20 protein-coding genes and 1 pseudogene are annotated in these 23,842 nt (G+C 63.3%); 19 read left to right on the top strand and 2 right to left on the bottom strand.

Annotated features, from left to right (window positions below; translation table 11 throughout):
• Positions 1-69: 69 nt before the first annotated feature.
• From O9Z63_RS20510 to O9Z63_RS20520, 3 genes and pseudogenes are all read left to right on the top strand, one after another.
• Positions 70-2,412: a xanthine dehydrogenase family protein molybdopterin-binding subunit gene (locus tag O9Z63_RS20510; RefSeq protein WP_270129578.1), complete on the top strand. Its 2,343-nt coding sequence runs from the start codon at positions 70-72 to the stop codon at positions 2,410-2,412.
• A gap of 62 nt (positions 2,413-2,474) precedes the next feature.
• The gene (locus tag O9Z63_RS20515; protein WP_270129579.1) at positions 2,475-2,927 is read left to right on the top strand and encodes a cyclophilin-like fold protein; all 453 of its coding nucleotides are present in this window, start codon (positions 2,475-2,477) and stop codon (positions 2,925-2,927) included.
• A gap of 569 nt (positions 2,928-3,496) precedes the next feature.
• A pseudogene (locus O9Z63_RS20520) lies at positions 3,497-3,901 on the top strand (DUF4279 domain-containing protein); the annotation flags it as partial.
• 430 nt (positions 3,902-4,331) lie between these two features.
• Here O9Z63_RS20520 and O9Z63_RS20525 read toward each other — a convergent pair.
• The gene (locus tag O9Z63_RS20525) at positions 4,332-4,754 is read right to left on the bottom strand and encodes a hypothetical protein (RefSeq protein ID WP_270129581.1); all 423 of its coding nucleotides are present in this window, start codon (positions 4,752-4,754) and stop codon (positions 4,332-4,334) included.
• A gap of 747 nt (positions 4,755-5,501) precedes the next feature.
• Here O9Z63_RS20525 and O9Z63_RS20530 point away from each other — a divergent pair.
• From O9Z63_RS20530 to O9Z63_RS20555, 6 genes are all read left to right on the top strand, one after another.
• Positions 5,502-6,131 (top strand): hypothetical protein, encoded by a 630-nt coding sequence (locus tag O9Z63_RS20530; protein WP_270129582.1) that lies wholly within the window; start codon positions 5,502-5,504, stop codon positions 6,129-6,131.
• Complete coding sequence (locus tag O9Z63_RS20535; RefSeq protein ID WP_270129583.1) at positions 6,132-7,280, top strand: AAA family ATPase; 1,149 nt, start codon at positions 6,132-6,134, stop codon at positions 7,278-7,280.
• Between the two features lie 17 nt (positions 7,281-7,297).
• On the top strand, positions 7,298-7,999 hold the full coding sequence (locus O9Z63_RS20540) for a hypothetical protein (protein ID WP_270129585.1): 702 nt from the start codon (positions 7,298-7,300) through the stop codon (positions 7,997-7,999).
• Complete coding sequence (locus O9Z63_RS20545; protein ID WP_270129587.1) at positions 7,996-10,455, top strand: hypothetical protein; 2,460 nt, start codon at positions 7,996-7,998, stop codon at positions 10,453-10,455. The genes O9Z63_RS20540 and O9Z63_RS20545 overlap by 4 nt, the downstream gene beginning before the upstream one ends.
• Before the next feature lie 3 nt (positions 10,456-10,458).
• Positions 10,459-13,338, top strand: coding sequence for a hypothetical protein (locus O9Z63_RS20550; protein ID WP_270129588.1), 2,880 nt, complete (start codon positions 10,459-10,461; stop codon positions 13,336-13,338).
• A 696-nt stretch (positions 13,339-14,034) separates the two neighbouring features.
• On the top strand, positions 14,035-14,307 hold the full coding sequence (locus O9Z63_RS20555) for a hypothetical protein (RefSeq protein ID WP_270129317.1): 273 nt from the start codon (positions 14,035-14,037) through the stop codon (positions 14,305-14,307).
• A gap of 16 nt (positions 14,308-14,323) precedes the next feature.
• Here the strand turns inward: O9Z63_RS20555 and O9Z63_RS21255 are convergent, their stop codons facing one another.
• Positions 14,324-14,554 carry a DUF7336 domain-containing protein gene (locus tag O9Z63_RS21255; protein WP_456298823.1) on the bottom strand — a complete coding sequence of 77 codons (231 nt, stop codon included), beginning with the start codon at positions 14,552-14,554 and terminating at the stop codon, positions 14,324-14,326.
• Positions 14,555-14,655: 101 nt separating this feature from the next.
• On the opposite strand from O9Z63_RS21255, the gene O9Z63_RS20560 reads away from it, so the two are divergent.
• From O9Z63_RS20560 to O9Z63_RS20600, 10 genes are all read left to right on the top strand, one after another.
• Positions 14,656-15,069, top strand: coding sequence for a hypothetical protein (locus O9Z63_RS20560; RefSeq protein WP_270129319.1), 414 nt, complete (start codon positions 14,656-14,658; stop codon positions 15,067-15,069).
• Between the two features lie 403 nt (positions 15,070-15,472).
• Positions 15,473-15,883 carry an OmpA family protein gene (locus tag O9Z63_RS21220; protein WP_408613931.1) on the top strand — a complete coding sequence of 137 codons (411 nt, stop codon included), beginning with the start codon at positions 15,473-15,475 and terminating at the stop codon, positions 15,881-15,883.
• A gap of 314 nt (positions 15,884-16,197) precedes the next feature.
• Positions 16,198-17,115 carry a glycosyltransferase family 2 protein gene (locus tag O9Z63_RS20565; protein ID WP_270129321.1) on the top strand — a complete coding sequence of 306 codons (918 nt, stop codon included), beginning with the start codon at positions 16,198-16,200 and terminating at the stop codon, positions 17,113-17,115.
• Between the two features lie 40 nt (positions 17,116-17,155).
• Positions 17,156-17,791 (top strand): acyltransferase, encoded by a 636-nt coding sequence (locus O9Z63_RS20570; protein WP_270129323.1) that lies wholly within the window; start codon positions 17,156-17,158, stop codon positions 17,789-17,791.
• Entirely contained in the window at positions 17,784-19,022 is a 1,239-nt protein-coding gene (locus tag O9Z63_RS20575; RefSeq protein WP_270129325.1) for a glycosyltransferase, read from the top strand. The genes O9Z63_RS20570 and O9Z63_RS20575 overlap by 8 nt, the downstream gene beginning before the upstream one ends.
• A gap of 117 nt (positions 19,023-19,139) precedes the next feature.
• A complete protein-coding gene (locus tag O9Z63_RS20580; protein ID WP_270129326.1) occupies positions 19,140-19,808 on the top strand; it encodes an acyltransferase in 669 nt (222 codons plus the stop codon).
• 111 nt (positions 19,809-19,919) lie between these two features.
• On the top strand, positions 19,920-21,092 hold the full coding sequence (locus O9Z63_RS20585) for a glycosyltransferase family 2 protein (protein WP_270129327.1): 1,173 nt from the start codon (positions 19,920-19,922) through the stop codon (positions 21,090-21,092).
• Between the two features lie 24 nt (positions 21,093-21,116).
• Positions 21,117-22,490: a lipopolysaccharide biosynthesis protein gene (locus O9Z63_RS20590; protein ID WP_270129328.1), complete on the top strand. Its 1,374-nt coding sequence runs from the start codon at positions 21,117-21,119 to the stop codon at positions 22,488-22,490.
• The gene (locus tag O9Z63_RS20595) at positions 22,487-23,362 is read left to right on the top strand and encodes a beta-1,6-N-acetylglucosaminyltransferase (protein ID WP_270129329.1); all 876 of its coding nucleotides are present in this window, start codon (positions 22,487-22,489) and stop codon (positions 23,360-23,362) included. Before O9Z63_RS20590 ends, O9Z63_RS20595 begins: the two co-directional genes overlap by 4 nt.
• Positions 23,363-23,543: 181 nt before the next feature.
• Entirely contained in the window at positions 23,544-23,771 is a 228-nt protein-coding gene (locus tag O9Z63_RS20600) for a type II toxin-antitoxin system Y4mF family antitoxin (protein ID WP_270129592.1), read from the top strand.
• The last annotated feature ends 71 nt before the right edge of the window (positions 23,772-23,842 follow it).

Below are 23,842 nucleotides of genomic sequence, written 5' to 3' on the forward strand. Positions count from 1 at the left end.
CGCAAGCCACCCCGACAATTTCCCACCACAAAGCCCGTAGCCAACGGCTATAAGCGAACAGCCCGAATCATGGATACCGAATCCGCCTTCTTTGAAACTCCTCCCCAAACGGTCGCCGTCGGCCAGCCACTAAGCCGCGTGGATGGCAGGGCCAAGGTCACGGGCGCGGCCAAATACTCGGCCGAGTACAACCACCTGCCGGGTATGGTGCACGCCGTCATCAAAACCAGCGACGTGGCCAAGGGCCGCGTGGCCGGCTTCGACCTCAGCGCGGCTCAGCGCGAGCCGGGCGTGCTGGCCATCCTCACCCACCAGAACCTGCCCAAACCGGCCCTGACGGCCGAAACCCAGGAAGGCAAGGAGGCCATCGGCTATGCGGTGCAGATGACCTTCATGCCACTGCAGTCGGACCAGATATTCTACGCAGGCCAGCCGGTGGCCATTGTGGTGGCCGACACGCTGGAGCACGCCCAGCAGGCCGCCGCCAAGCTGCGCGTGAGCATAACCGCGGAAGCCCCCGTAGCCTCGTACCAGGATAAGAAAGCGCCGCGCTACAATCCCGGCGGCAAGCCCGATGCCGACGCTGAGGGCACCAAGCGCCGCGGCAAGGCCGCCGAGGCCTTCGCCGCCGCGCCGGCTCAGGTGACGGCCACCTACACCCACGCCACCAACCACCACAGCCCGATGGAGCCCAGCGCCACCATCGCCCACTGGGAAGCTGCCGACCGCCTCACCGTGTACGACGCGACGCAGGGCGTCTCGTGGCAGCAGCGCGCGTTGAGCGCTATTCTGGGCTTGCCCATGGAGCAGGTGCGCGTCATCACCAAGTACCTCGGCGGCGGCTTTGGCTGCAAAGGCCCCATCTGGCCCCACAGCGTGCTGACGGCCCTCACGGCTAAGGCCGTGGGCCGGCCGGTGAAGCTGGTGCTCACGCGTCCGCAGATGTTTACCAGCGTCGGCCACCGCGAAGACCAGGAGCAGACCCTGCGGCTGGGCGCCACCAAGCAAGGCAAGCTGCTGGCCCTGCTGCACGAGAAGACCTCGACCACCTCGCCCTGGGACGACTACGCTGAAACCAACAGCAAATTCATGGGCATGCTCTACCAGTGCCCCAATTTCGAAGCCACCACCAAGCTGGTGAAAGGCAACGTGATGACGCCCACCTGGATGCGCGCCCCCGGCGAAGCGCCCGGCTCGTTTGCCCTGGAAAGCTCGCTGGATGATTTGGCCTACCAGCTCGGCCTCGACCCCGTGCATATTCGGCTGGTCAACCACGCCGACAAGGACCCCGCCACCGGGCAGCCCTGGAGCAGCAAAAGCCTGAAGCAGTGCTATCAGCGCGGCGCCGAGCTCTTTGGCTGGAGCAAGCGTAACCCCAAAAACGGATTGACCCGCGACGGCAAATACCTCGTGGGCTGGGGCATGGCCACGGCCACCTACCCGGTGAACGACTCGCAGGGCAACGCCCGCGTGCGCCTCTTCGCCGACGGCCACGCCGTGGTGCAGGTGGCGGCCACCGACCTGGGCACGGGCACCTACACCGTCATTACGCAGGTGGCGGCCGACTGCCTGGGTATCGCGCCCGACAAGGTGCGCTTCGAGCTGGGCGACTCGGCGCTGCCGACCACCAACATTTCGGGCGGCTCGATGGGGGCCGGCACCTTCGCCTCGTCAGTGTACACCGCCGCGCAGGACTTGTGGCAGAAGCTCACCAAAATGGCCGTGACGGACGCCAAGTCGCCGCTGTTCCGCGCTAAGCCGGCGGAGGTGGAAGTGGTGAAAGGCCGTCTGCAGCTGAAAGCCAATCCGGCCAAAGGCGAGGAGTTTGCGGGCGTGATGAAGCGCGCCAGCCTGACCGACCTCGAAGGCTTCGGCCAGGGCAAGTACGGCGCGGGCTACGAAGCGGCCCAGGCCGGCGCTGCCAAGCCGGACGAGGCCGGCAAGGAAAGCGGCCACGCCATGTACTCGTTCGGGGCGCACTTCTGCGAGGTGCGCGTCGACCCGGAGCTGGGCACCGTGCGCATCACCAAGTGGGTGAGTGTGGTGGCCGGCGGCCGCATTCTGAACCCCAAAACCGCCCGCTCGCAGGTGCTGGGCGGGGCCACGATGGGCATTGGGGCGGCCCTGATGGAGCAGACTGTGCGTGACCCCAACCTGGCCCGCTACACCAACGCTACCCTGGCCGACTACCACGTGCCCGTCAACGCCGACATTCCGGACATGACCGTGGAGTTCATTGACGAGCACGACCCCTACATCAACGCCATGGGCGTAAAGGGCATCGGCGAAATTGCCATCGTGGGCACTGCTGCGGCCGTGGGCAACGCCATTTTCCACGCCACCGGCCGCCGCCTCCGCTCCCTACCCATGACGCCCGACAAGGTGCTGGAAGCCATGCGCCAGCCGGTGTAAGCAGGTTTTTTCCGCTGGTGCGTGGCTTACGAGTCCGCCGCATCACTGATTTCCTGGAAGTCATGAAACGTCCATGCCTGCTGGTGCTATTCTTGATTCTGGTTGGGGCCAGCGTGTGCAAAAGCGACGCGCCCGGCCCCAACCCGGCCACCCTACTCACTATGAGCACGAAACTCCATATCCGCATCGGCGCCGATACGTTCACGGCTACGTTGCTGGACAACCCGACGACCACCGCCTTCGTGGCCCTGCTGCCCCTCACCATCTCGATGACTGAGTTGAACAGCAACGAGAAATACCACGACCTGCCGGCCAGCCTGCCCACCAACGCCGTCAGTCCCGGCTCCATTCAGGCGGGTGATTTGCTGCTTTACGGGGCCAATACGCTGGTTTTGTTTTACCAGCCGCTGTCTACGTCCTATCGCTACACCCGTATGGGCCGGGTCGATAGCCCGGCCGGGCTGTCCGCGGCGCTGGGCCGGGGCAGCGCCACGGTCAAGTTTGAGGTGCAGTAAGCCGCGCACAAACGTCTGTTTGATAGGCAAAAAGCCTCCTGCAATAAAGGGTGTTGTTAAACAGATAGGATAAAACCTCCGACTCGGCCCAATGCCGGTTTGCCTAGAGGTTGCCAGGCGGCAATCAGGGCCATGTCAAACGGAGCCTCGGCCGGCAGGGGTTGGTCGGAGAAGTCAGATTTGCCATGCAGGTTCAGGTGGCGGTAAGAAGGCACTGCGAAGGACGTGCACGTGGCCAACGGCAAGCCGGGGGGGGCAGCCGTTGATGTACAATGCCGATTACGTGCGCATTCTGCCCCTGCACGCGCTGAACATGCCGTTGGCCACCATCTTCGATGGGTATAGCTGAAGTACGGCAAGTGCCATTCCTAAAGAACTGTCTGGTCAAGCTATAGCGCCACCCGAGCCGGAACGCTGCCCACTAACCAGATAAGTCGGAGATTTTACCCTATCTGTTTAATAACACCCTACATTGGCCAACCCGTTCACTCGTTTCCCATGCGCCTGCCCCCTTCCGGTTCCTACGTCTACTTTGCCTTGAAAGGGGAGCACTTTGACCCCGCCACGTTACGGCCCAACTGGGTGTTGCCCCCACCCAGACGTGGCAGAAAGGCGACCCCACCCCCAACGGCTACCGTCGGCGGCAATACAGCGCCTGGGAGCTGTCCACGGCCACAGGCACCGAACCGCTAGACATCGACCGCCTAGTGACCGAAATCGTCGACCAACTCCACGACCACGCTGGGGCTATTGCGGCGGTCAAGGAGCGCTTCGACTTGGAATCGGTGCTGGAGATTGTGCTCTACGTCGACGTGAACGAGGAAGCCCCCACCCCGGCACTGGAGCACGACCTGCGGACTATCGACTTTCTGTACCACACCCGCACGATTACCGATGTTGACATCTACCGCTACAATTCGGGCAACCAGGGCTACCTGGGCGATTCTTCGTTTACCCCAGCAGATGATGACTAAGTCGCTATCGTTTTGCTGAACGTTCGCATATTCCTTGCGGGTTCTCACCCAGAACGGGGCGCGCCTCACGTGTTCGCTCCGGCAGGCGCCATGGGATGTGAGCCAACCGCTAGTAGCCCGTGCCCTTGCCGTGTTCCGCGGCGCGTTTGCCCCGCCGCATGCCTGCCCGCAAAAGGGCTAACAGGGCGACGTTGGCCAGAGTCATCACGACCAAGCCACGGTTGGTGGCCGCGGGGATGTTGTGTCCGCTCCCGTAGTAGCTGAGCCAGAGAAACCCTACCCCCAGCAGCTAGAGCCACAGCAACCCTATCAACACATACCTGACCGCTCGCATACTGTTTTGCTGTAAGCTCGTTTTATTGTCTAAATAACGCTCGTTTAACCATTCAGTCTCGTCTTGCTGAATCCACTTGGCAGTTTAGCAACGGCCCTAATCGTAACGGAGGGATATACCACTACTGCCACCTTTTGCGTCATATACAACCTCCACGGTGCCCCATGGGAAATGCCCTTCTTGTCCTAGCTCGTCGCGTACCCATTGCTCATACTCCCCTAGTCGCTGCCGCTCGGCGCTTTCCGACCACGTATCCCAACTGCTGGATAATTCGAGCCGAGTGGGCGAAAACCCCAAAATGACTTGCCTTAAGCGGTTGTTATAAAAAGCAAACCCGATAGAGAAGTACTGACTTCCCCTGCGCACGTTCTGAGTCCTCAACCATGTCCACCCGGTGCCCATCTCCTGCACCTGATGGCCCTCGCCTAGCGCAAGAGAGGCAACCGTTTCTAGCTGATCGCCGACGCAGACACGCACCGACGGGGCAAAAATCAAGTCTCCGGTTGAGCGGTCAATCATGCCAGTAAAGAAACACTCCTCCAACTTAACAGCGCGCGTTCAAGCTAGGACCGTTTTGGTGAACATCCTTGTCCCAGCGTTGCTAGCTTTGAAGCATGGCTATCCGACTGTGCTTGCTTGTCCTGTGCTGCTGCTGGCTTCTACGCCCTAGTTTGGTCGGTGCGCAACCTAGTATAGAGTGGCCACGGCACCCTATCTCGGGTAACATCGTCTTTGACGGCCTACTCCCCTGGCCCGTAGCCGGGGCCACGCCCGCGCAACAACGCGCCTGGGCCCGACGCTGGTACGCCGCGAATCTGACATCAGAAAAGTCTGCGAGCCCGGCCACGTCCGATACCACCTTTGCGAGCCTGTCCGAGTGGGCATACATGGATTCCGTGTCATATCCCTCCGCTGTGCCTAGGGGCGAGGACTCTGTTTACTACCGGGTAATATGGCGACTATTGTACAAAGTCAACCTAACGCCCACCTCGGCCGGATTGACGTACCACCTCTCCGAATTTGAATGTGCGGAAGTTGTGTTTGATGCAAGCGTCAGTGAACCGTTGGAAGTGCTGCTTGGCCGTTACGCCTCACAGATGGCCGTGTTTCACCGGCGCTTGCGCAGGGGCTTAGCCCATTGGTAGGCCAACAGCCACGTGAACATGAATTCACTGATTTTTAAAGAACTTGTGCGGCTTTGCATTACCCACAGTAATCGCCTCAAAAAAATTAAAAGTTCTGGAAAGATTCTGTGTTGCTTGAGTTATGCTCCTATCCGTTTTTTTGCATGAGTTGCTAACTACCGGTTGTACCGTGCTGACCGGCCAGCCGGATTCGTTCGAGCCGGCCGACCTGCACGCCGCCGAGAACCTATTACGCGACTACCATGCCGAAGACGCCACTGAGTTGCCCCATACGGCTCCCTCTTTCAATGTTGAGGCAGCACTGTGGGCTGCGACTTACCTCTACCAAGCCGTGAAACTGGCGCTGGTGCGTGAACTAGACGAAACTGTTGTGCACAAAAAGCTGCGCGACTTCTCCGGCGATAAAACCCCGGCTGCCATCTATTCAGCGGACCTTACTTTTCGCTACCTGCCCGATTTGCTGCTAATAGCAAAAGGGCTAGCCCCCGGCGATGCGCTAGTGGTTCGCTTACAGGCGACGGCCCGGCAATGGCCGTTTTCGTCTGTGGGCACAGATTGCGTTGGAGCCGAAGCTGATACCGCTATGCTGGCGCACTCGGCCCTGCGACAGGCCTACGTCGACCGCATCATCCGGGCGCAGGACAGGGTGCGGGCTAGCCAGAAGCACTGGGCTCCGCTGGTACACGCGGCACTGGGTGGCCACGCCGCCACTTTATGGCCCGATTTTGCGGCCTTTATGCTACCTGTTTAAATGGAAAAATTACTAACCGAAGAATGGCTTCTGGTTGAGCAGCTCAACCGCGTGGCAGGTCACCTCAAGGCTACGTTTGTGGGCAAGGACGATATCATCGATTTGATGTGCCTTTGCCTGGTAGGCCGCGAAAACCTGTTTTTGCTGGGCCCGCCCGGCACGGCTAAAAGCGCGTTGGTGCGTGCCCTGGCCCAGCGGCTGCAAGGCAAAACCTTCGAGTACCTGCTTACCCGCTTCACGGAGCCGAACGAACTGTTCGGGCCCTTCGACATTCGTCAGCTGCGGGAGGGCAACCTAGTGACCAATACCGATGGCATGCTACCCGAAGCCCACCTCGTGTTCCTCGACGAGCTGCTGAACGCCAACAGCGCCATCCTCAATAGCTTGCTGATGGTGCTGAACGAGCGAGTGTTCCGGCGTGGCCGTGAAACCCGTGCCCTGCCCGCCCTGCTCATGGTGGGAGCCAGCAACCACCTGCCTGAGGACGACGCCCTGCAAGCCTTATTCGACCGGTTCCTGGTGCGCGTGCATTGCGACTACGTGGCCCCCGATGCCTTGGCCGAGGTACTGGAAGCCGGCTGGAACCTGGAACGCCCTGGTGCGGAGGAAGCCCCCACGATTGCTGCCGAAGACATTCTGCGCCTGCAGGCTGCCCTGCCGCTGGTCGACTTGCGCCCCGTGCGTGCGCTCTACACCGACCTTATTCGCAAGCTGCGGCTGGCTGGCGTGGCCGTGTCCGACCGTCGCGCCGTGAAATTGCAGCGGCTGCTGGCCGCCAGTGCCCTGCTCTGCCGCCGCACCACAGTCATTGCCTCCGACATGTGGGTGCTGCGTTACATCTGGGATACCGACGAGCAGCGCGAAGTGGTGGGCAGCATCGTTGATGCCGTGGTGCATGCCGACGACCAGCCCGCCCAGCATCCCCGCGCTGCCGGCCACGACGCCCCGGATGCCGATGCCCTCCTGCGTGAAATCGGCACCCTCACTGCCCAGTGGGACCTGCCCGAAACCTCACCCGCCGAGCGCACCGCCATCAAGGACCAGTTGCGCTACCTGCACGGCCGCGCCCAGTGGCTGGGCAACGACGAGCAGCGTGCCTTCGTGCAGGAGCCGTTGGACGCGCTCTGGCAAAAAGTGTTACAGGCGTGATAACCGGGCGCGTCTTCATGCTGGCCGCTACTGACCGCGAAACCCTCGGCAGCGTGCGTCATCTGCCCGGCTTGCAAGCGGCCGAAATCGCCGGCCAGCTTTGGCTGGGTGGACTGCCCGCCGTCGGCGAGTTGCCGCTGCCCGTGCGCGGCCTGCCGGCCGAGGCCATCTACGGGCTCGATGCCGAGGGCCGGCTGTTTCCAAACGGGCAGCGCACGCCTACTGCCCGGCTGCCCGTTGGGTTGGCTTGGCAGCCCCTCCGTGTTTTCGTGCCGCTGGAGTTGCCCACGGCGGCGCTGCCCGCCCAGGGTATCCCGTCTTACCGCGTGCGTTTGCGTCCTTCGGCCAGTGCCGTGGCCGCTGCCGGATTACTCACCACCCTGGCTGCCTGGCATGCCTACGCTGAAACGGCTCCGGAAGTCCGCCTCCATTGTCTGCGTTTCGCCGTGGCGGCCGACGCGCGGGTGCTACTGCTGGGCACGCCCCTGCCGCCCCTGCCCGGCCAGGAACTGTGGCTGCGTGAGGGCCTGCTGCTGCCCGCCGGCTTCGATTTCGAAGCGCCGCTGCTGGCGCCCTTACTGCGGCAGAAACTGCAGTCGTCCCCCGATGATGTGCTGCTCTTCGCCGCCGATGGCAGTTGGGAGCGGATGCCGAATGCGGCTATTCTACCCGTTACGCGCAGTGCGGTGCGGCTCACGGTTGAGGACTTTGGGCGATGAGTGAACAGGACATCAAGGTGAAACCGGCACGGGAGTTGGCACCAGGCTATTTCCGTAATCCCAGGGACTCATTCTGGCGGTGGGTAGAAAAAGGCAAAATAGTGGAATGGCGCAGTGGGGATACCCTGTGCTACCGCGAGGAATTGGCCCGAGTGCTGCGGGGCTTGACCGAATCCGGCCTGCCCCCGCTTGCTTCGGTGCTCCTGTTGCTGGCGGCCTGTGCGGATAGCTGGTCAGAGCCTAATGACAATATCTCGGTCATAAAACACTCTTGGCAACAATTGCCGGTTGAGTCCGACGACCCGAGCGAAGCGGCATTGGAATGGCAAACCCAGCATGTGCTGCAGTTCTTGGGGGTGGTCAGCGCGCTGCCTGCAAACTTGCGAACGGGGGAGCCCAAGCTGCATCTGTTCCGCGAAGTTTTTAGCGCGCAAGCGCCGCAGATTAGCGCGGAAATGGCATCAGCCCTGCTGGACGAATGGAATAGCGGCCTTTCAGATTCGGTGCTGCATTTCAGCCGTAGCGCGGTTACCCGTCGGGTGTTCTCGAACGAGCTGACTTGTCTGGCCCAATCGCTCAACCGCTTTCCTACCACCGAAGCCCTGGCGCTGCACCTGCGCACCGGCCTCGACAAGCTGCCCGAGCCGCTGCCCGCGCCCGTCCTGCCCGAGCCCACGTCGGTTGCGCCGGAATCTGCCGACCTGCTCGACCAGTTGGCCCGGGACCCGCGCACGGCCGGCTTGGCCCGCCTCACTCAGCAGCTGGTAGCGGCGCTGCGCATTCCGCTGCACGCCCGGGGCGCCAGCGACCAGCCCATCGGTGGCGTTTCTGACGTGACTAACCGCGGTAACCTGGACCGCTTGCTGCTCAGCGAGCTGGCCCACGACGACGACGTCCTGTTAGCCCGCCTCGTGAACAACGAGGCCCTGTATATGCGCCGCGAAGCCCCACCCCGGCCCGACGTGAAGCCCCGCACCGTGTTGCTCGATACGACCCTGCGCATGTGGGGCGTGCCGCGGGTGTTTGGCCTGGCTGCCGCGCTGGCCTGGGCCCGCAACTCGCGGCAGTCGCAGCAGCCGGTCCCGGTGGCAGCTTTTGCCCTCGGTGGCCAGTTCGCCACGCCCCTCAACTTGGATACCTTCGATGGCGTGGTGGCGGCCCTGGGTCAGCTCGACCCGGCCCCGCACGCGGGCCCGGCCCTGCTGGAATTCGGGCGTACCCTGCCGGCTGCCGGCGACTGCCTGCTCATCACCGATGCGCAGTTGCTGCATCAAGCGGCATTTGCCCGGCAATTGGCCGAAGCGGCCCCGGCGCTGCGCTTTCTGCTCACGGTGGAGCGCAGCGGCGAATTGCAGCTCTACGAGTACCAGAACGGCCACCGCACGCTGGCCAGTACCGCCCGCTACGATTTGGAGGCACTGCTATTCACAGCCGCGCCGCGCCAACCACTGCTGTTTCGGACGCCCACCGATGGGCCCGCCTTCCTGCAGCAGGTGCCGGCTCCACTATACTACCCCGTGACGGGTCTGCGAGTCTCCATTAATAATACGTTCTACGCGGCAAAAGTCGGCGTGCTGAGCATCACGGATCGGCAGCGCGTATTGTTCTGGCCCAGCAAGGACACCGGGGCGCGGGAATTGCTGCCGGAGATTGAATCCGGCGCTTATCATTTCGGGAGCGATGGATTCGGCACCGTGTACGTCCTCGTCAGCGCGCGCCAGCTGCTGCGGATTTATGCCTTTATAACGGCTACGGGTGAGGTTGAAATGGTGGATTTGACGGCGGAGGTCGCGCCGCTTAAAGATGCCCTGCCAGTGGTGTTTAAAGACGGGTGTTACCATGTGCAGTGCGCCGAGGGTACGTTGGTGTTTGATTGCCGGCGCTGGGAAATCCGGGACCGCCGCAGTTCTATTTTTCCTGCGCAGACTGCTTCTGCTTTTCGCCCCAATTTCAGCCACGTCAAACGCCACATTAACTCAGGTTTCAACGTGCTGCACCGGGTGAACTATCTGGGGGTGCTCAACCGAAATGCGCTGGTAATTGAGGGGCACGCACTGTTGCTGGTCAGCAATCCGAGCACGCTGACGCACGAGCTACAGCTGATGAGCAAGAATATCAGCACCGTCAGCGACGAGGTGTTGCGCCATGTAATTCAGGTTGACCCGAAGGGCTTCCCGCTCCTGGCGAACGAGCAGTTGCTTTTCCGGCGCTTCGCCTGGCCCGACGGGAGCGGGGGATTGTTGGACCCCCGCGGCCTGTTGCACCTGCGCAGTGCCGACGCCACCGTGCCGGAAATCACGCTGGTGCTCGTGCTGGGCCAGCCCACCGCCGCCTGGGCCGCCGATGGCGCCGTGTGCGGTTCCCCGTACTTCACCGGTCCGAATCCGGCGCGGCACCTTTCCGTGCTGGAATTTGACCGGCAGTATCTTCAACGCTTCATCGCTCACCTTGGCTAGTTTATGCTCCTCACGCTCAGTTATCACGAAACGGCGCAGCGCCCAGCCAGCGCGGCCTTCCTGCGGGGCTCCGACCCAGCGGCGTGGCTGCGCGAGCTAAGCCGCTGGAACCTGCCCATCCACCAATTGGCCTGCTACCTCGTGCCCGAGTCCATCCGCTCGGTGCAGGTGGCCGGCTTGTTCGTGGTAGCCGCGGCCCCACTGCCCGCCGATGTGCTGGAACCCTACGGCGCCGAAGCAGACGGGCGGCTTTTCGTGCCCGTGCAAGCTACTCTCTGGCCCGCCACCGCCCCCGACGAATTGGCTGCCGCCCTACTCTGGCCCCGGCAGCTGCTACACCCGAGCATCGGCCTGGTTGGCTTCGACACGGAGGACGAGCTGAGCCTGGTTACGCTGCTCGATTGTACCGCGCCGCGCGCCACCGACTGGAGCCGCGCCCGGCCGGGTATTGTGCCCAAGCCCCGGTTGCAGCAGGTGCGGGTACTGGCTCCCACTGTGGCCGAAGTGCTGGAATCGTTTCAGTCAGACGTGGGCACCGTGCCGCTGGCGCAGCTGCCAGGACTAGCCAAGAACCAGCCCGGTTCCGTGCGGAAAGCCTTTAACAGTCTGCGTCACCGCCTGCTGACAGCGGTACTGGCCATGATCCGGTGGCTACCGGGCTTGCCGGCAGCGCCCGTCGTGGGAGTGCTGGGCATGGTGCTGCTGGTGGTCATGGCGTTTGCCCTTCTGGCTAGCGTAGTCTCGCAACTTGGTCAGGGTAGTCTTGGTGGTCTGATTGTGCCACTGACACTGCTAATCGTACGGATTTGGCGCAGCTTTTCAAATAAAGACGCGAACCAAACTATCCCCACCCGGCCCGTCACGTCGGCCCGGCCGGGCATATTTCAACGCCTGGAGAACTGGTTGGGAGGCCGCATTGACAACCTGGAGCAAAAGCGACAGAACGAGATTGAGCGGCTGCTGCGCCTGTTCAGCGAGAATACGGAGGAAGCCCTGAAATATGCCATTCCACTGGGTGGCCCCTACCAGGACCGTGGCACCGCGCCGCAATCGGCCCGGCTGGGCCTCCGGTCTACCAATTTCAACCTCGGCGGCCTGGGCGGGGGCGGCCGGGTGGATACCTGGAACCTCGATGCCTACCGCCACAACCTGGGACTGCAGTATGGCGCCGCCGCCACCCGGGAAATCGCGGCCGGCCGGTTCAAAAAAGCAGCCTACATCTATGCCCACCTGCTCGGCGACTACCAGAACGCGGCCAATGCCTTGGAACAGGGCGGGTTCTATCGCGAAGCCGCCGCCCTCCACAAAGACCACCTTCGAAACCTTCCGGCTGCCGCTAAGTGCCTGGAGCACGGCGGCCTGCTGCTCGAAGCCGCCGAAATCTACACTGAGCTCAGGGAGCACGAAAAAGCCGGCGACCTGTACCAGCTACTCGGCCAAACCGAACTGGCCGCCCGCCATTACGAGCGTGGGGTGAGCCTGTTTCTCGGTAACCAGGACCACCCCGCGGCTGCTCGCCTGCTGGCCGATAAGCTGGCCGATGCCTGCCGGGCGCAGACTGTTTTGCTTGATGGCTGGGCCAGTTCTAAGCAGCCCGAAGTGTGCCTGCGGCAGTATTTCGACGTGCTGGCCGCCCAGTCAGCAGCGAACCTGAGTGCGCACGTTCAACAGGTTTTTCAGCAGCATACTTCCGCTGCTCAGCGGATACCGCTATTGCAGGTGCTGGCCACCGTCAACGAAAAGCATCCGGCCCCGGAGCTGCTCACCGCCTCCCGCGACATTGCCTATGAGGTGGTGGGCACTGAAGCCACTGCTGGCAACATGGCGTATCTGCCCCTGCTGCGCCATTTCCTGCCCGATGACCGGCTGATTTCGGCCGATTGCAGCCGCTTCGCCAGCCGCCAGCCGCCACGCCCACTGGCTACTTCTAAGCTGTTATCCTCCTCATCGGCTCCGCAGTTGGATGCCACCATTGAGTGGATAAGTGCGGTGACGCACGGCCACCAGTGGGTCGCTATAGGCACGCGCGACAACCGGCTGCACTTAGCGCGCGGCAACTGGTACGGCCATGTGGAATACCATTCCTGGCTGGCGGACATGAGCGGGGTATACGTGTTGCTCATAGCCGATGAACAGCACGGCAACACCATTCTGCTGCGCACATCGGAGGCGGTTGTTTTGGAAACCAAGCGGTTACCTAGAAATAAGTATTTCTCCGTTGCTCTCACCGTGGAGTGCCCGAGTTGGCTTCCCCCCTGGCCTGCTCGGGTTTGTTTGCTGCCCGGTGGCATGACAGCCACGGCGCACCTGCAGGCAGCTACCATTACCGTGCAACGGTACCTGGCAGGGGGCCAAGGACTGCCTCCCTTTTATGCCCAACTAGCAGTTTCCATTGATGCTGGTGAGCAGGAATGGCCCGACGAGTTGCTCTATCGGGACGGATACTACTACAGTTGCTGGGGTAACTACGCAGTGCGGTGGGCTGAAAAAGGCATCAGCCAAGTGCATGAAGTAGCCGAGGATTCCCAGGCTTTTCAGATGGCGTGGTCTTCTTACACGCCGAAGCTGCAACTAGCGGTGTTTACACCATTCAACCTGCTGCTTTGGGAACCTCACCAACGAATTAGCAAGGAACCGCTACCCGTTTACTCCCCCAACTTCATGGTCACTGGTGACATGCAGTTCGTGAGCGCAGAACACTTGGTTATGCTTGATGATTCGACCGCCGTGCTGCTTCGGATGCAGGAACAGCGATACGAGCAGATCCGGCTTATTGAATTGGAACACATACCCGTCGCCGTGCTGCGCACCATCAACCGCCAGCAGTTTGCGCTGCTGGAAACCACGGGCCGCATCACACTGCATCAGATAGGAGATGAATAGGCTGTTTATTCCACCACCGCTTCTCTGCTGGTCGAGTGCAGCCTTTGGAGGGATTCATTTGTAAACTTTAGCTTGAACTACTTCTCTCATTTAGTTTGCGTGTAGATGAGTGTGTTGGCTAGGTCAAGTCTGACTACTTAGTCGACGAGTGAGCCGGTTTGATCAGCGCCGAATGAGCAGAAGATGATGAAACGTGCCGGATGAGACGACAATGCGGACGGTGTACGTAGCAGATGCCCATGTAGCCACCGGTACAGTGAGTTGGCTAGCCGAAGATGCACCTTGCCATACATTCCGGCTCACTGCGTCAAAAACAGTCACGATAAGCCCGGATGTGGCTGCACTACCGGCTCGTACCGTCACCACGCCGGTGGCTGGCACCGGGAAAATGCTCGGCTCTATCGTAGCTGGTATTCCTGGGTTTAGGAGCGTGCCAGGCAAACCTGCCGGGGCTGCTCCCGTCAGGCCGGGCACCAGTAGGCAAGACACGCCCTCGGTAAGCGGGACGCCGGTTAGCGGATCCAGGGCGGCGGAGCCGACTAGCAAGCGCCCGGTAGGGTGAATAGAGATGAACGACACTTCCGGGTGAACCCGCACAGCGTCAGTAAATGTGTTGCCTAGGGCCCGTGCCCCCTTAGCGTCCAGCCACACTTTCAGAACCACGACCGCGCCACGCTTAGCATCGAGCTACCCCATATGGTTTCCCTCGACGTGTGGAAAGACTTTGCCAGCCAGGGACTTTATATATTCGATTTGCAGCCCCACGCGGGACCTTATCGAAAGATGAAACAGTCAGAAGGCGAAATACCATCAGCCCTGCAACACGACATTTTAGAGATTGAGCGCCTGCCTTTTTTTAATGGGATTTTCCGGCAAGTAGAAAGCATTGCCGTGGAGGACAGTAGCGAATTGACAACGACCTTGCGTCCATATATGGGCTCGTTTTGGAGATCCCGACCCTTTGGTTGAACTTCTGTGGCGTAGGTTATTCTTCCCGCACCGTGATGTAGCCTTCCGTCCACTCGCGCCTATCTAGCTCATAAGTAGAAATCTCTAACCCTGCTGGCTGGTCTCTGAAGCCTGGCTGTGTTAAGCTGGCGTCTAAGGCTTCTTCAGCCTTTAGGTAGCTGGAGTAGACTCCCAAGAGTTTGACATCCTCGCCGCTTGGTAAATCCTCGTCTTCGTGAGTATGCCATAAGAAGAACACATGTGTCATGACAGAGCGCTGTTTGTTTTAGGGTAATGTAAGGCTCTTTACGCTAAAGCACTTTCTAAAGAAATAAGGCCTGGAAATTTGCGACGTTAGTAGGTTTGCGCATGGCGCGGGCAATAGAACACACCACCCTGAATGAACAGACTGCTGAGTTATTAGCAAGGGAAGCCATTCCCCAGTTAGTGTTCATGTTTGGAAACGCGAGGGCATCAGACTCAACGCTGTTGCAAGTGCTCGCCGGTGGCCTCGATACTCTTCTCTACCATCAACCTGTGAAGGCAGCATATTCTTTCCGCATCTGGCTCGATAACCCTGTCTGGAGTAGCACCGACACAACACACTTGGCAACCTTTATGGAGCAAATTGCCGACCGACTAAACACAGACAAGGGGCTACAGCAGCAGTTCATTGCGGAGATACTACGTGCTCCTGCTTATCAATCTGATTCTCTGCGGCCGCGGGGTGATGAAGAAGGCCGATTGTTTCCTCTTTTCAATCTTGCCATAGAGCTTTGGTAATCGCCCGTTTTTGTAAACTAGCTCCAAAGAATGGAGGTTGCAGCTAATTCCCCTTATTCAAACTTGTCCGATGCGGCCTCTCCTGTTTTTCCTGTACTTGTTGCGCATGTGCTGCCCAGCATTCGTACAAACTGGCCGTCCCATACCAACTGTCTCCGTGCGCGGAGGAGTATACAGCCAGCAGGATAGCATCATAGGCATGCGCGGGGCGGAGGTAATCTGCCGCCCCGCAAACGACTCAGTCGCCGCTCCGTACCGCGTCTGTACAGAACAGGATGGCTCCTATCTACTGCTTGTCTCTGGCTGTCGCTCCTACCGGATGGGCGTGCAGTATAGCGGGCAGCGGGTGGCACACCGGGACGTGTCAGTGCCCGTCGCAGGTGTGGTGCGGGCGAGCTTTTTCATGGACTACACCCAAGACCCCAGTGGGTTCGGTGCCATCATAGAGCCAGCTACGGTTCCGCCATTATTTTTTTCAGTTCGCCAGCGCACCTTGCGGTCAGAGGGGCGGGCCTTGCTCATGAAACTGGGCCGTATGCTGCGGGACCAGCCGGCGCTGCGGGTTCGGGTGGAAGGTCACGCCGACGCCAGAGAAGCGCCTGTCCACCACCCTGCCCCGGCCAGGTACTTGCAGCAGTTAAGCGCGCAGCGGACAGCTACCGTGGCCAGTTACCTGCGTGACCTGGGTGTGTCAGCGGCAAGAGTGATGGAAGTGGCTTATGGCACCAGCCAACCAGCAGCCTCCAGCGACGACTCGGAGAATCGGCAATTGAACCGACGCGTGGAGTTGGAGTTGGAAGGTTTGCGCCCATAGGAGCGCAAAGGAAACAGCAGCAGTTTTCATCAGGGCAAACATATTCTCGTTTTGCCTTTCGGGCCCTTTTCGCTGGGCTTCCGCAACCTCACACCTCTGCCCATCAGCCAACGAGCTGCACTGCTCATCATCGCAGCGTGGTCATCCGTGCGAAAGGAAACGCATAAAGAGCAGGTCTGACTTTGATCTATCCTTTAAAAGCACCCCGTTTCATTCTACAACCCCTACTTACAAAAACGGGGCGTTGGGGTTCGGAAAACCGGCATCTGGTAAACTTTCGGGCAGTTGGGCGGGCGGCGGCTTAGTTTCCGTCCATGTCTACGCCGCCGCTCGTTTCCATCGTCTCCATCAGCTACAACAACGCCCGCGTGACCTGCGAGATGCTGGCCTCGCTGCGCCGCCTTACCTACCCGCGGGTGGAGGTGATTGTGGTGGACAACGCCTCGCCCACGGAAGACCCCGCCCCGATTGCCGAGCAGTATCCGGAGGTACGGCTGCTGCGCTCAGCGCAGAATCTGGGCTTTGCGGGCGGCAACAACCTGGGTTTGCGCGCCGCCCGCGGGGCCTACGTGCTCTTCCTCAACAACGACACCGAGGTGGAGCCCGGCCTGCTGGAGCCGCTGCTGGCCGCGTTCCGGGCCCACCCGCGCGCCGGCATCGTCTCGCCCAAAATCGTGTTCCACCACTCGCCCGGCCGCCTCATCCAGTACGCCGGCTGCGCGGGCATCAGCCCCTGGACCGGGCGCGGGCGCACCATCGGCAGCCAGGAGCCCGACCGGGGCCAGCACAACGGCAGCTACCGCACGGGCTTGGCGCACGGGGCCTGCATGCTGCTGCCCATGGCCGTTATCCGGCAGGTGGGCCTGATGCCGGAGCAGTACTTTCTCTACTACGAGGAGCACGACTGGTGCCAGATGGTGCAGCGCGCCGGCTACGAGTGCCACTACGTGGGCAGCACCACGGTGTATCACAAGGAATCGGTATCGGTGGGGCGGGCCTCGGCGCTCAAAACCCACTACCAGTACCGCAACCGGCTGCTGTACATGCGCCGCAACCTGCGCGGGCTGCAGTTCTGGGTGGGGGCGCTGTACTTCCTGCTGCTGGCCGTGCCCCGGCACGCGCTGCGCTTCGGGCTGAGCCGGCAGACCGACCACCTGCGGGCCCTCTGGCGCGGCCTGCGCTGGCACCTGCGGCCCCGCAACGTGCACCACAACCAGTTTCTGGCGGCCTGATGCCGCCGCCGCGTTTTCTTACCCCTAACCTCTCGCGACCATGATTTCCGCTTCCCTCACCGGCTTTACGCCCCTGCTGCAGCGCCGTCTCGCCCGACTGCAGCAGCAGCAGCCCACGCTGGCCGGCCCCGGCCTGTGGCTGGGCCTGCTGCAGGATCTGTGCGCGGGCCTGGGCCGCCTGGTGGCCGCCCGCTACTACCTGCGCGGGGTGGAGCGGGGCCGGCTGGTATCGGTGAAGGGGCGGCCCCGGCTGCGCAACGCCGGGCGCATCGTGCTCGGCCACGAGGTGCGGGTGTGGTCGGAGGTGAGCCCGGTGAAGCTGTTCGTGGGCCGTGGTGCGACGCTACGTGTGGGTGACAACACCCGCCTGAACGGCGTGCACATCTCGGTGAGCGTGGGCGTGGACATCGGCCGCAACGTGCGCATCGGGCCCAACGTGGTGATTCTGGACGACGACTTTCACGATGCCGCCGACCACAATGCCCCCGGCCGCGCCGCCGCCATCCGCATCGACGACGACGTGTGGCTGGCCACGGGGGCCACGGTGCTCAAGGGCGTGCACATCGGCCGGGGCGCGGCGGTGGCCGCCGGGGCGGTGGTCACCAAGGATGTACCGCCCTACACGCTGGTTGCCGGCGTGCCCGCCAAATCCATTCGCATCCTCCGCCATGACTAACACCCTGCTGCTGCTGGCCAGCCTGCCGCTGTACGTGGCCGCCGCCTACGCCGTGTTCAACGTGCTCTACCTGCTGATTTTCGCCCTGGCCGGCCACCTGCCTGCCCGCCGCAGGGCAGTGGCCGCCCCGGCCCCGGAGCCCGCTTCCCCGCGCCGGTTCTGCGTGCTGATGCCGGCCTACCGCGCCGATGCCGTGATTCGGGAAACGGCCCCGGCGGCCCTGGCCTGCGCCCGCGCCTACGCCGGGCTGGCCGAGGTGTGCGTGGTGGCCGACGGCCTGCGCCCCGGCACCGTGGCCGCCCTGCGCGCCGAAGGCGTCATGGTGGTGGAAGTGGCCTTTGCCCGCAGCACCAAGGGCAAGGCCCTGCGCGCCGCCCTGGCCGCGTTGCCCCCCACGGCCTTCGACGCGGCCGTGGTACTGGACGTGGACAACGAAATGGCCCCCGATTTCCTGCCGCAGATTGATGCCGCGCTGGCCGTCGGCTACCGGGTGGTGCAGGGCCACCGCATGGCAAAAAACCTGGATTCGCCCTTTGCCGTGCTCGACGCCTGCAACGAGGAAATCAACAACCATATCTTCCGGCTGGGCCACGCCCGGCTCGGGCTGTCGGCCTCGCTCATCGGCTCGGGCATGGCCTTCGACTACGGCTACCTGCGCCACCTGCTCCACGACATCGGCGAAACCACCGGCGAGGACAAGGAAATCGACTTCCGCATCCTACGCGCCGGGACGCCCATTGCCTACCTGCCCACGGCCCACGTGCTCGATGAGAAGACCGGCAGCGCGGCCGCCTTCGGCACCCAGCGTACCCGCTGGATGGCCGCGCAGTGGGAGTTTCTGTGCAAGTACGGCCGCGAGGGGCTGGGCCAGCTCGGGCGCGGCAACCACGCCTTCGGCGACAAGATTCTCCAGTCGGCGCTGCTGCCGCGGGTACTGCTGCTGGGGCTGCTGGGCGCGCTGCTGCTGCTGACGGGCGGATTGCAGGCGGCCGGGCTGGCGCTGGGGCCGCCGCCGCTGCTCTGGGCCGGGCTGCTGGCCGGCACCGGGCTGGCGCTGCTGCTGGCGCTGCCGGCACGGCTGTACTGCTGGCCGGTGCTGCGGGCGCTAACTCACCTGCCGCTGGCGCTGGGCGCGATGGTGCTGGCCCTGCTGCGGCTGAAGCGCGCCCGCCTCTCGTTTCTGCCCACCCCGCACGCCGTCCGCGCCGGGCAGGCCGCGCCCGTTCGCTAATAGCCATGCCCTGGGAAATCGTGGCCCTGCCCGCACTGCTCTGTTTCGTTTTTGGCTGCTGGATGGGCCTGCGCGCCCACGCCCGCCGCTGATGTATCCTCTTTTTCTCCCCGCATCATGTCCCTCTCCGCTACTCTGGATTCTGCTGCTGCCCCGGCTGCCGGCCGCCTGGCCGCGCTGGCCGGGCGCATCAAGCGCAGCCCGCACTTGAAGAAGCTGGCCGCCTGGCTGCTGTTTCAGCCCCGCCGCTCCCGGCCCCGGGTTTGGATGAAGTGGCTGGCTAACCCCTTCGTGCACCATTATGCCCCCGGCTCGCTGGTGCGCCGCGCCCGCCGCGACCTGGTGCCCTTCCACGCCTTCAGCCTGGGCCGGGACTCCATCCTGGAAGACCAGGTAACGGTGGCCAACGGCATGGGTGGCATTCACATCGGCAACCGCACGCTCATCGGCATCGGTGACGTGCTCATCGGGCCCGTGCGCATCGGTCACCACGTGATTCTGGCCCAGCACGTGGTGCTCTCCGGACTGAACCACGGCTACCAGGACCCGGCCCGGCCCATCCGCGACCAGCCCTGCACGGCGGCCGAAATCGTGGTGGAGGATGAGGTCTGGATCGGGGCCAACGTGGTGGTGACGGCCGGCGTGCGCATTGGCCGGCACGCGGTGGTGGCCGGCGGCAGCGTGGTGACCAGGGACGTGCCAGCCTACTCGGTGGTGGCCGGCAACCCCGCCCGGGTGCTGCGCCAGCTCAACCCCGCCACCGGCCAGTGGGAACGGGTGGAGTAGTTGGTAGTTGCTGGTTGTCAGTTGTCAGTTAATGCCGCATTGGTTTCGTCTGCATTGACAATCAGCAACTACCAACTGACAACCAATAACGATAACTGACAACTAAAAACCATGCTGACGACTTTGTTCTGGCTGTTTCTGGCCGTGGTGCTGTACACCTACGTGGGCTACGCCGGCGTGGTGTGGGCCTGGGCCTGGCTACTGCGCCCGGCCCCCGCAGTGGCGGGCGGTTCCGAGCCTTTCGAGCCCGAAGTGACGCTGGTAGTGCCGGCTTACAATGAGGCCGATATCCTGGAAGCCAAAATCCGCAACTGTCTGGCCCTGGATTATCCTTGCGCCAAGCTGCGGCTGCTTTTCATCACCGACGGCAGCACCGACCATTCGGCGCGGGTGCTGGCGCGGTTTCCATTGGTGCAGCATCTGCACCAGCCCCAGCGGGCCGGCAAGTCGATGGCTGAAAACCGCGCCATCCGCCACGTCCGCACGCCCTTCGTGGTGTTCACCGACTGCAACACCCTGCTCAACCCCGAGGCGGTGCGCCGGTTAGTGCGCCACTACGCCGATCCGCGGGTCGGGGCCGTGTCGGGTGAGAAGCGTGTGCAGGCCGACGGCAGCACCGCCGGGGCCGGCGAGGGCCTGTACTGGCGCTACGAGTCGCTGCTCAAGCGCTGCGACTCGGCCATCAGCAGCCTGATGGGCGCGGCCGGGGAGCTGGTGTCCTTCCGCACGGCCCTGTTCCGCCCGCTGGAGGCCGACACCATCCTCGACGACTTCGTGCAGTCCATGCGCATTGTAGCCGACGGGTACCGCGTGGTGTACGAGCCCGGCGCCTACGCCACCGAGCCGCCGTCGTTTTCGCTCAGGGAGGAGCTGAAGCGCAAGGTGCGTATCTGTGCCGGGGGCTGGCAGGCCATGACGCGTCTGCCGGGTTTGCTCAACCCCGTGCGGCAGCCGGTGATCACGTTTCTGTACGCCTCGCACCGGGTGCTGCGCTGGAGCCTGACGCCGCTGCTGCTGGCGCTGCTGCTGCCGCTGAGCGCGGTGCTGGCCGCCAACCAGGGCGGGGTGTACGCGCTGGCGCTGGCCGGGCAGCTGGCCTTCTACGCGGCGGCCGGGCTGGGCTGGGCGCTGGCTAGTCGGGGCCGGCCGGCGGGGCGGCTGCTGGTGCCGCTGTACTTCACGCTCATGCACGTGGCCGTGTTCCAGGGTTTCTGGCGTTTCGTGCGCCGCGCCCAGCCCGCCGCCTGGGACAAGGCCCGACGCGCCACCGTCGCCACGGCATAACCTGCAGAATTTCAGTCCTAACCTATGCTTCAGCTCTTTGCCCGCTTTACGCCTTGCCTGCGCTCCAACCAGTTTCTGTCGCTGGCCGGCAACGTGGCGGCTTCGGGGCTCACCGTGGTGTCGGTGTCGGTGCTTTTCCGGCTGCTGCCGGTGGCCGAGGTGGGGGCCTGGGTGTTCTTCCTCTCGATGCTGGGGCTGGGGGAGGCCTTCCGGGCGGGGTTTCTGACCACGGCCTTCATTCGGGCCTACGCCGGCACCGGCGCGGCGCGTGCAAAGGAGGTCATAGGCTCGGCCTGGGTGCTGGCAGCCCTGATTACGGCCGGCCTGGGCGGCCTTTGCCTGCTGGCTGCTCTGGCGATGCCGGCTGCCGCCAACCCTAGCGTGGCGCTGTTCGTGCAGTGGTTTCCGCTCTCGTTCGCCCTCACGTTGCCGGGCTTCGTGGCCAGCTGCGCCCAGCAGGCCCGTCAGCGCTTTGGCCGCCTGCTTGCCCTGCGTCTGCTCACCCAGCTCACGTTTCTGGCGGGCGTGGGCACGCTGGGGCTGCTGCACGAAGCCTCGCTGGCCCGGGTGGTGTACAGCCACCTGGGAGCCACCGCCCTGAGCAGCGTGGCGGCCCTGGCCCTGGGCTGGACCGGGCTGAGCAGCCTGCGCCACCGCTCGGCGGCCACGGTGCGGGAGCTGGCCCACTTCGGCAAGTACAGCGTGGGCAGCTACATCGGCTCCTACCTGCTGCGCAGCTCTGATACCTTACTCATCACCGTGCTGCTGGGCCCGGCTGCGCTGGCCGTGTACAACCTGGCCCAGCGCTTTCTGGAAATCATTGAAATTCCGCTGCGCAGCGTCACGGCCACGGCCATTCCGGCGCTGTCGGCCGCCTTCAACCGCCACGACCGGGCCGGGCTGGCCGCCCTGCTGGAGCGGCAGGCGGGCCTGCTCACCTGGGCGCTGCTGCCCGTGATAGTGGGCACGGTGCTGCTGGCCGAAGTGCCCATTGCCCTCATCGGCGGGCGGCAGTACCTGGGCACCGAGGCCGCCAACGTGCTGCGCCTGAGCATCAGCATGGCCGTGTTGTTTCCCCTCGACCGGTTCACCGGCGTGGCCCTCGATGTGCTGGGCCGGCCCCACCTCAACCTGCTGAAGGTGCTGCTGATGCTGGCCGTAAACGTGGCCGGCGACCTGATCGGCATTCACTTCACCCACAGCATCTACGGCGTGGCCCTGGCCAGCCTGCCCACTATTCTAGTCGGCTTTGGGTTCGGCTTCCAACTGCTGCAGCGTGAACTGCCCGTGCGGGCCAGTGGGATGCTGCGGGCCGGTTGGGTTGCGGGGCGCCGCCTGTTGGGCAGCTGGCGCGGCCGCCTTGTAGTTCAGCCATCTGCTACTCTGCCCGTATCATGAAAATCGCCCACCTCATCATCGCTCACAAGGGCCCGCAGCAGCTGGGCCGCCTGCTCGATGCCCTGGCCCATCCCGACGTGGACTGCTACATCCACCTCGACCGGAAAACGGATGCCGCGCCCTTCAACTTTCTGCGCGACCGGCCCCGCGTATACTTCACCCGTACCCGCAACGCCATTACCTGGGGCGGCTACAGCCAGACCCGGAATACGGTCGACTGCCTACGCGAAATCCTGACCCGCAACCCGGCCTGTGAATTTATTAACGTGCTGAGCGGGCAGGACTACCCGCTGGTGCCGCCCGCGCAGGTGCTGGCTTTCCTGGCCGGGCGGCGGGGCGAGTCGTTTCTGGCCACTGAGCCTTCCGATGGGGCTTGGTGGCAGGCCAACCGCACGCGCGCCACCCGCTACCACCTCACCGAGTTTTCCTTTCCTGGCCGCTACTTGGTGCAGCGCGCCCTCAACACCCTGCTGCCCGAGCGCCGGCTTCCCCTCGATGGTCCGCTCTACGGCGGCCCCACCTGCAGCTGGTTTACCCTGGCCCGCGCGACGGCCCGCTACGTGGTCGATTTTATGGCGGCCAATCCCCGGCTGCACCGCTTTGCCTGCCTCACCTGGGGCTCCGATGAATTTCTGCTGCCCACCGTGCTGCTCAACTCGCCGCTGGCCGCCTCGGTCCGCAACGACAGCCTCCGCTACATCGACTGGCGGGCGGGCGGTGCTACTCCCAAGATGCTGACCAGCGCCGACCTGCCCGCACTGCTTAGCTCGGGCCGATTCTGGGCCCGCAAGTTTGATACCTGCCACGATGCCTCCGTGCTCGATGCGCTGGACTCGCTGGTCCTGGGCAGGCAGCCCATTGAGGTGGGGTAGGCGCACTACCGCACCCGGCGGCCGTGCGGCGGTGGCGTTATTCCCGGCCTGGCTGCTTGGAGCATGACGCAAGGTTGTGAGGGTTTCCTGTTTGCTCACGCAAACGGTCAACAAAGTGGGGCCACGAATCGGGTACTGCAACTGCCTTTGCCTGTTAAGTTATCCCCGAACGGGTATCCTCCTGACCACTGCTTTATCCGCCTTGGTCAAGCAGTGTCGCAAGCTGTTACAGCTGTCCCAGCCTGACCTGGCCGTTAAGGCCGGCGTAGGGTTGCGCTTTGTGCGCGAGCTGGAACAGGGGAAAGGCACCCTGCGGCTGAACAAGGTCAAGCAGGTGCTGCGCCTATTCGGCCACGAGCCGGCGCCCGCTTCCATTGACCTTACCCTGCTCCTGAGTCAGCAGCCTTAAGAAAAGCCGAAGTCTGCCTTGGCGATGGCTGAGCGCGTCCAGCCCGGCCATAAGCCGGCTTCTTTTCGCCT

The organism is Hymenobacter yonginensis (genome assembly GCF_027625995.1).
Lineage (GTDB): Bacteria > Bacteroidota > Bacteroidia > Cytophagales > Hymenobacteraceae > Hymenobacter > Hymenobacter yonginensis.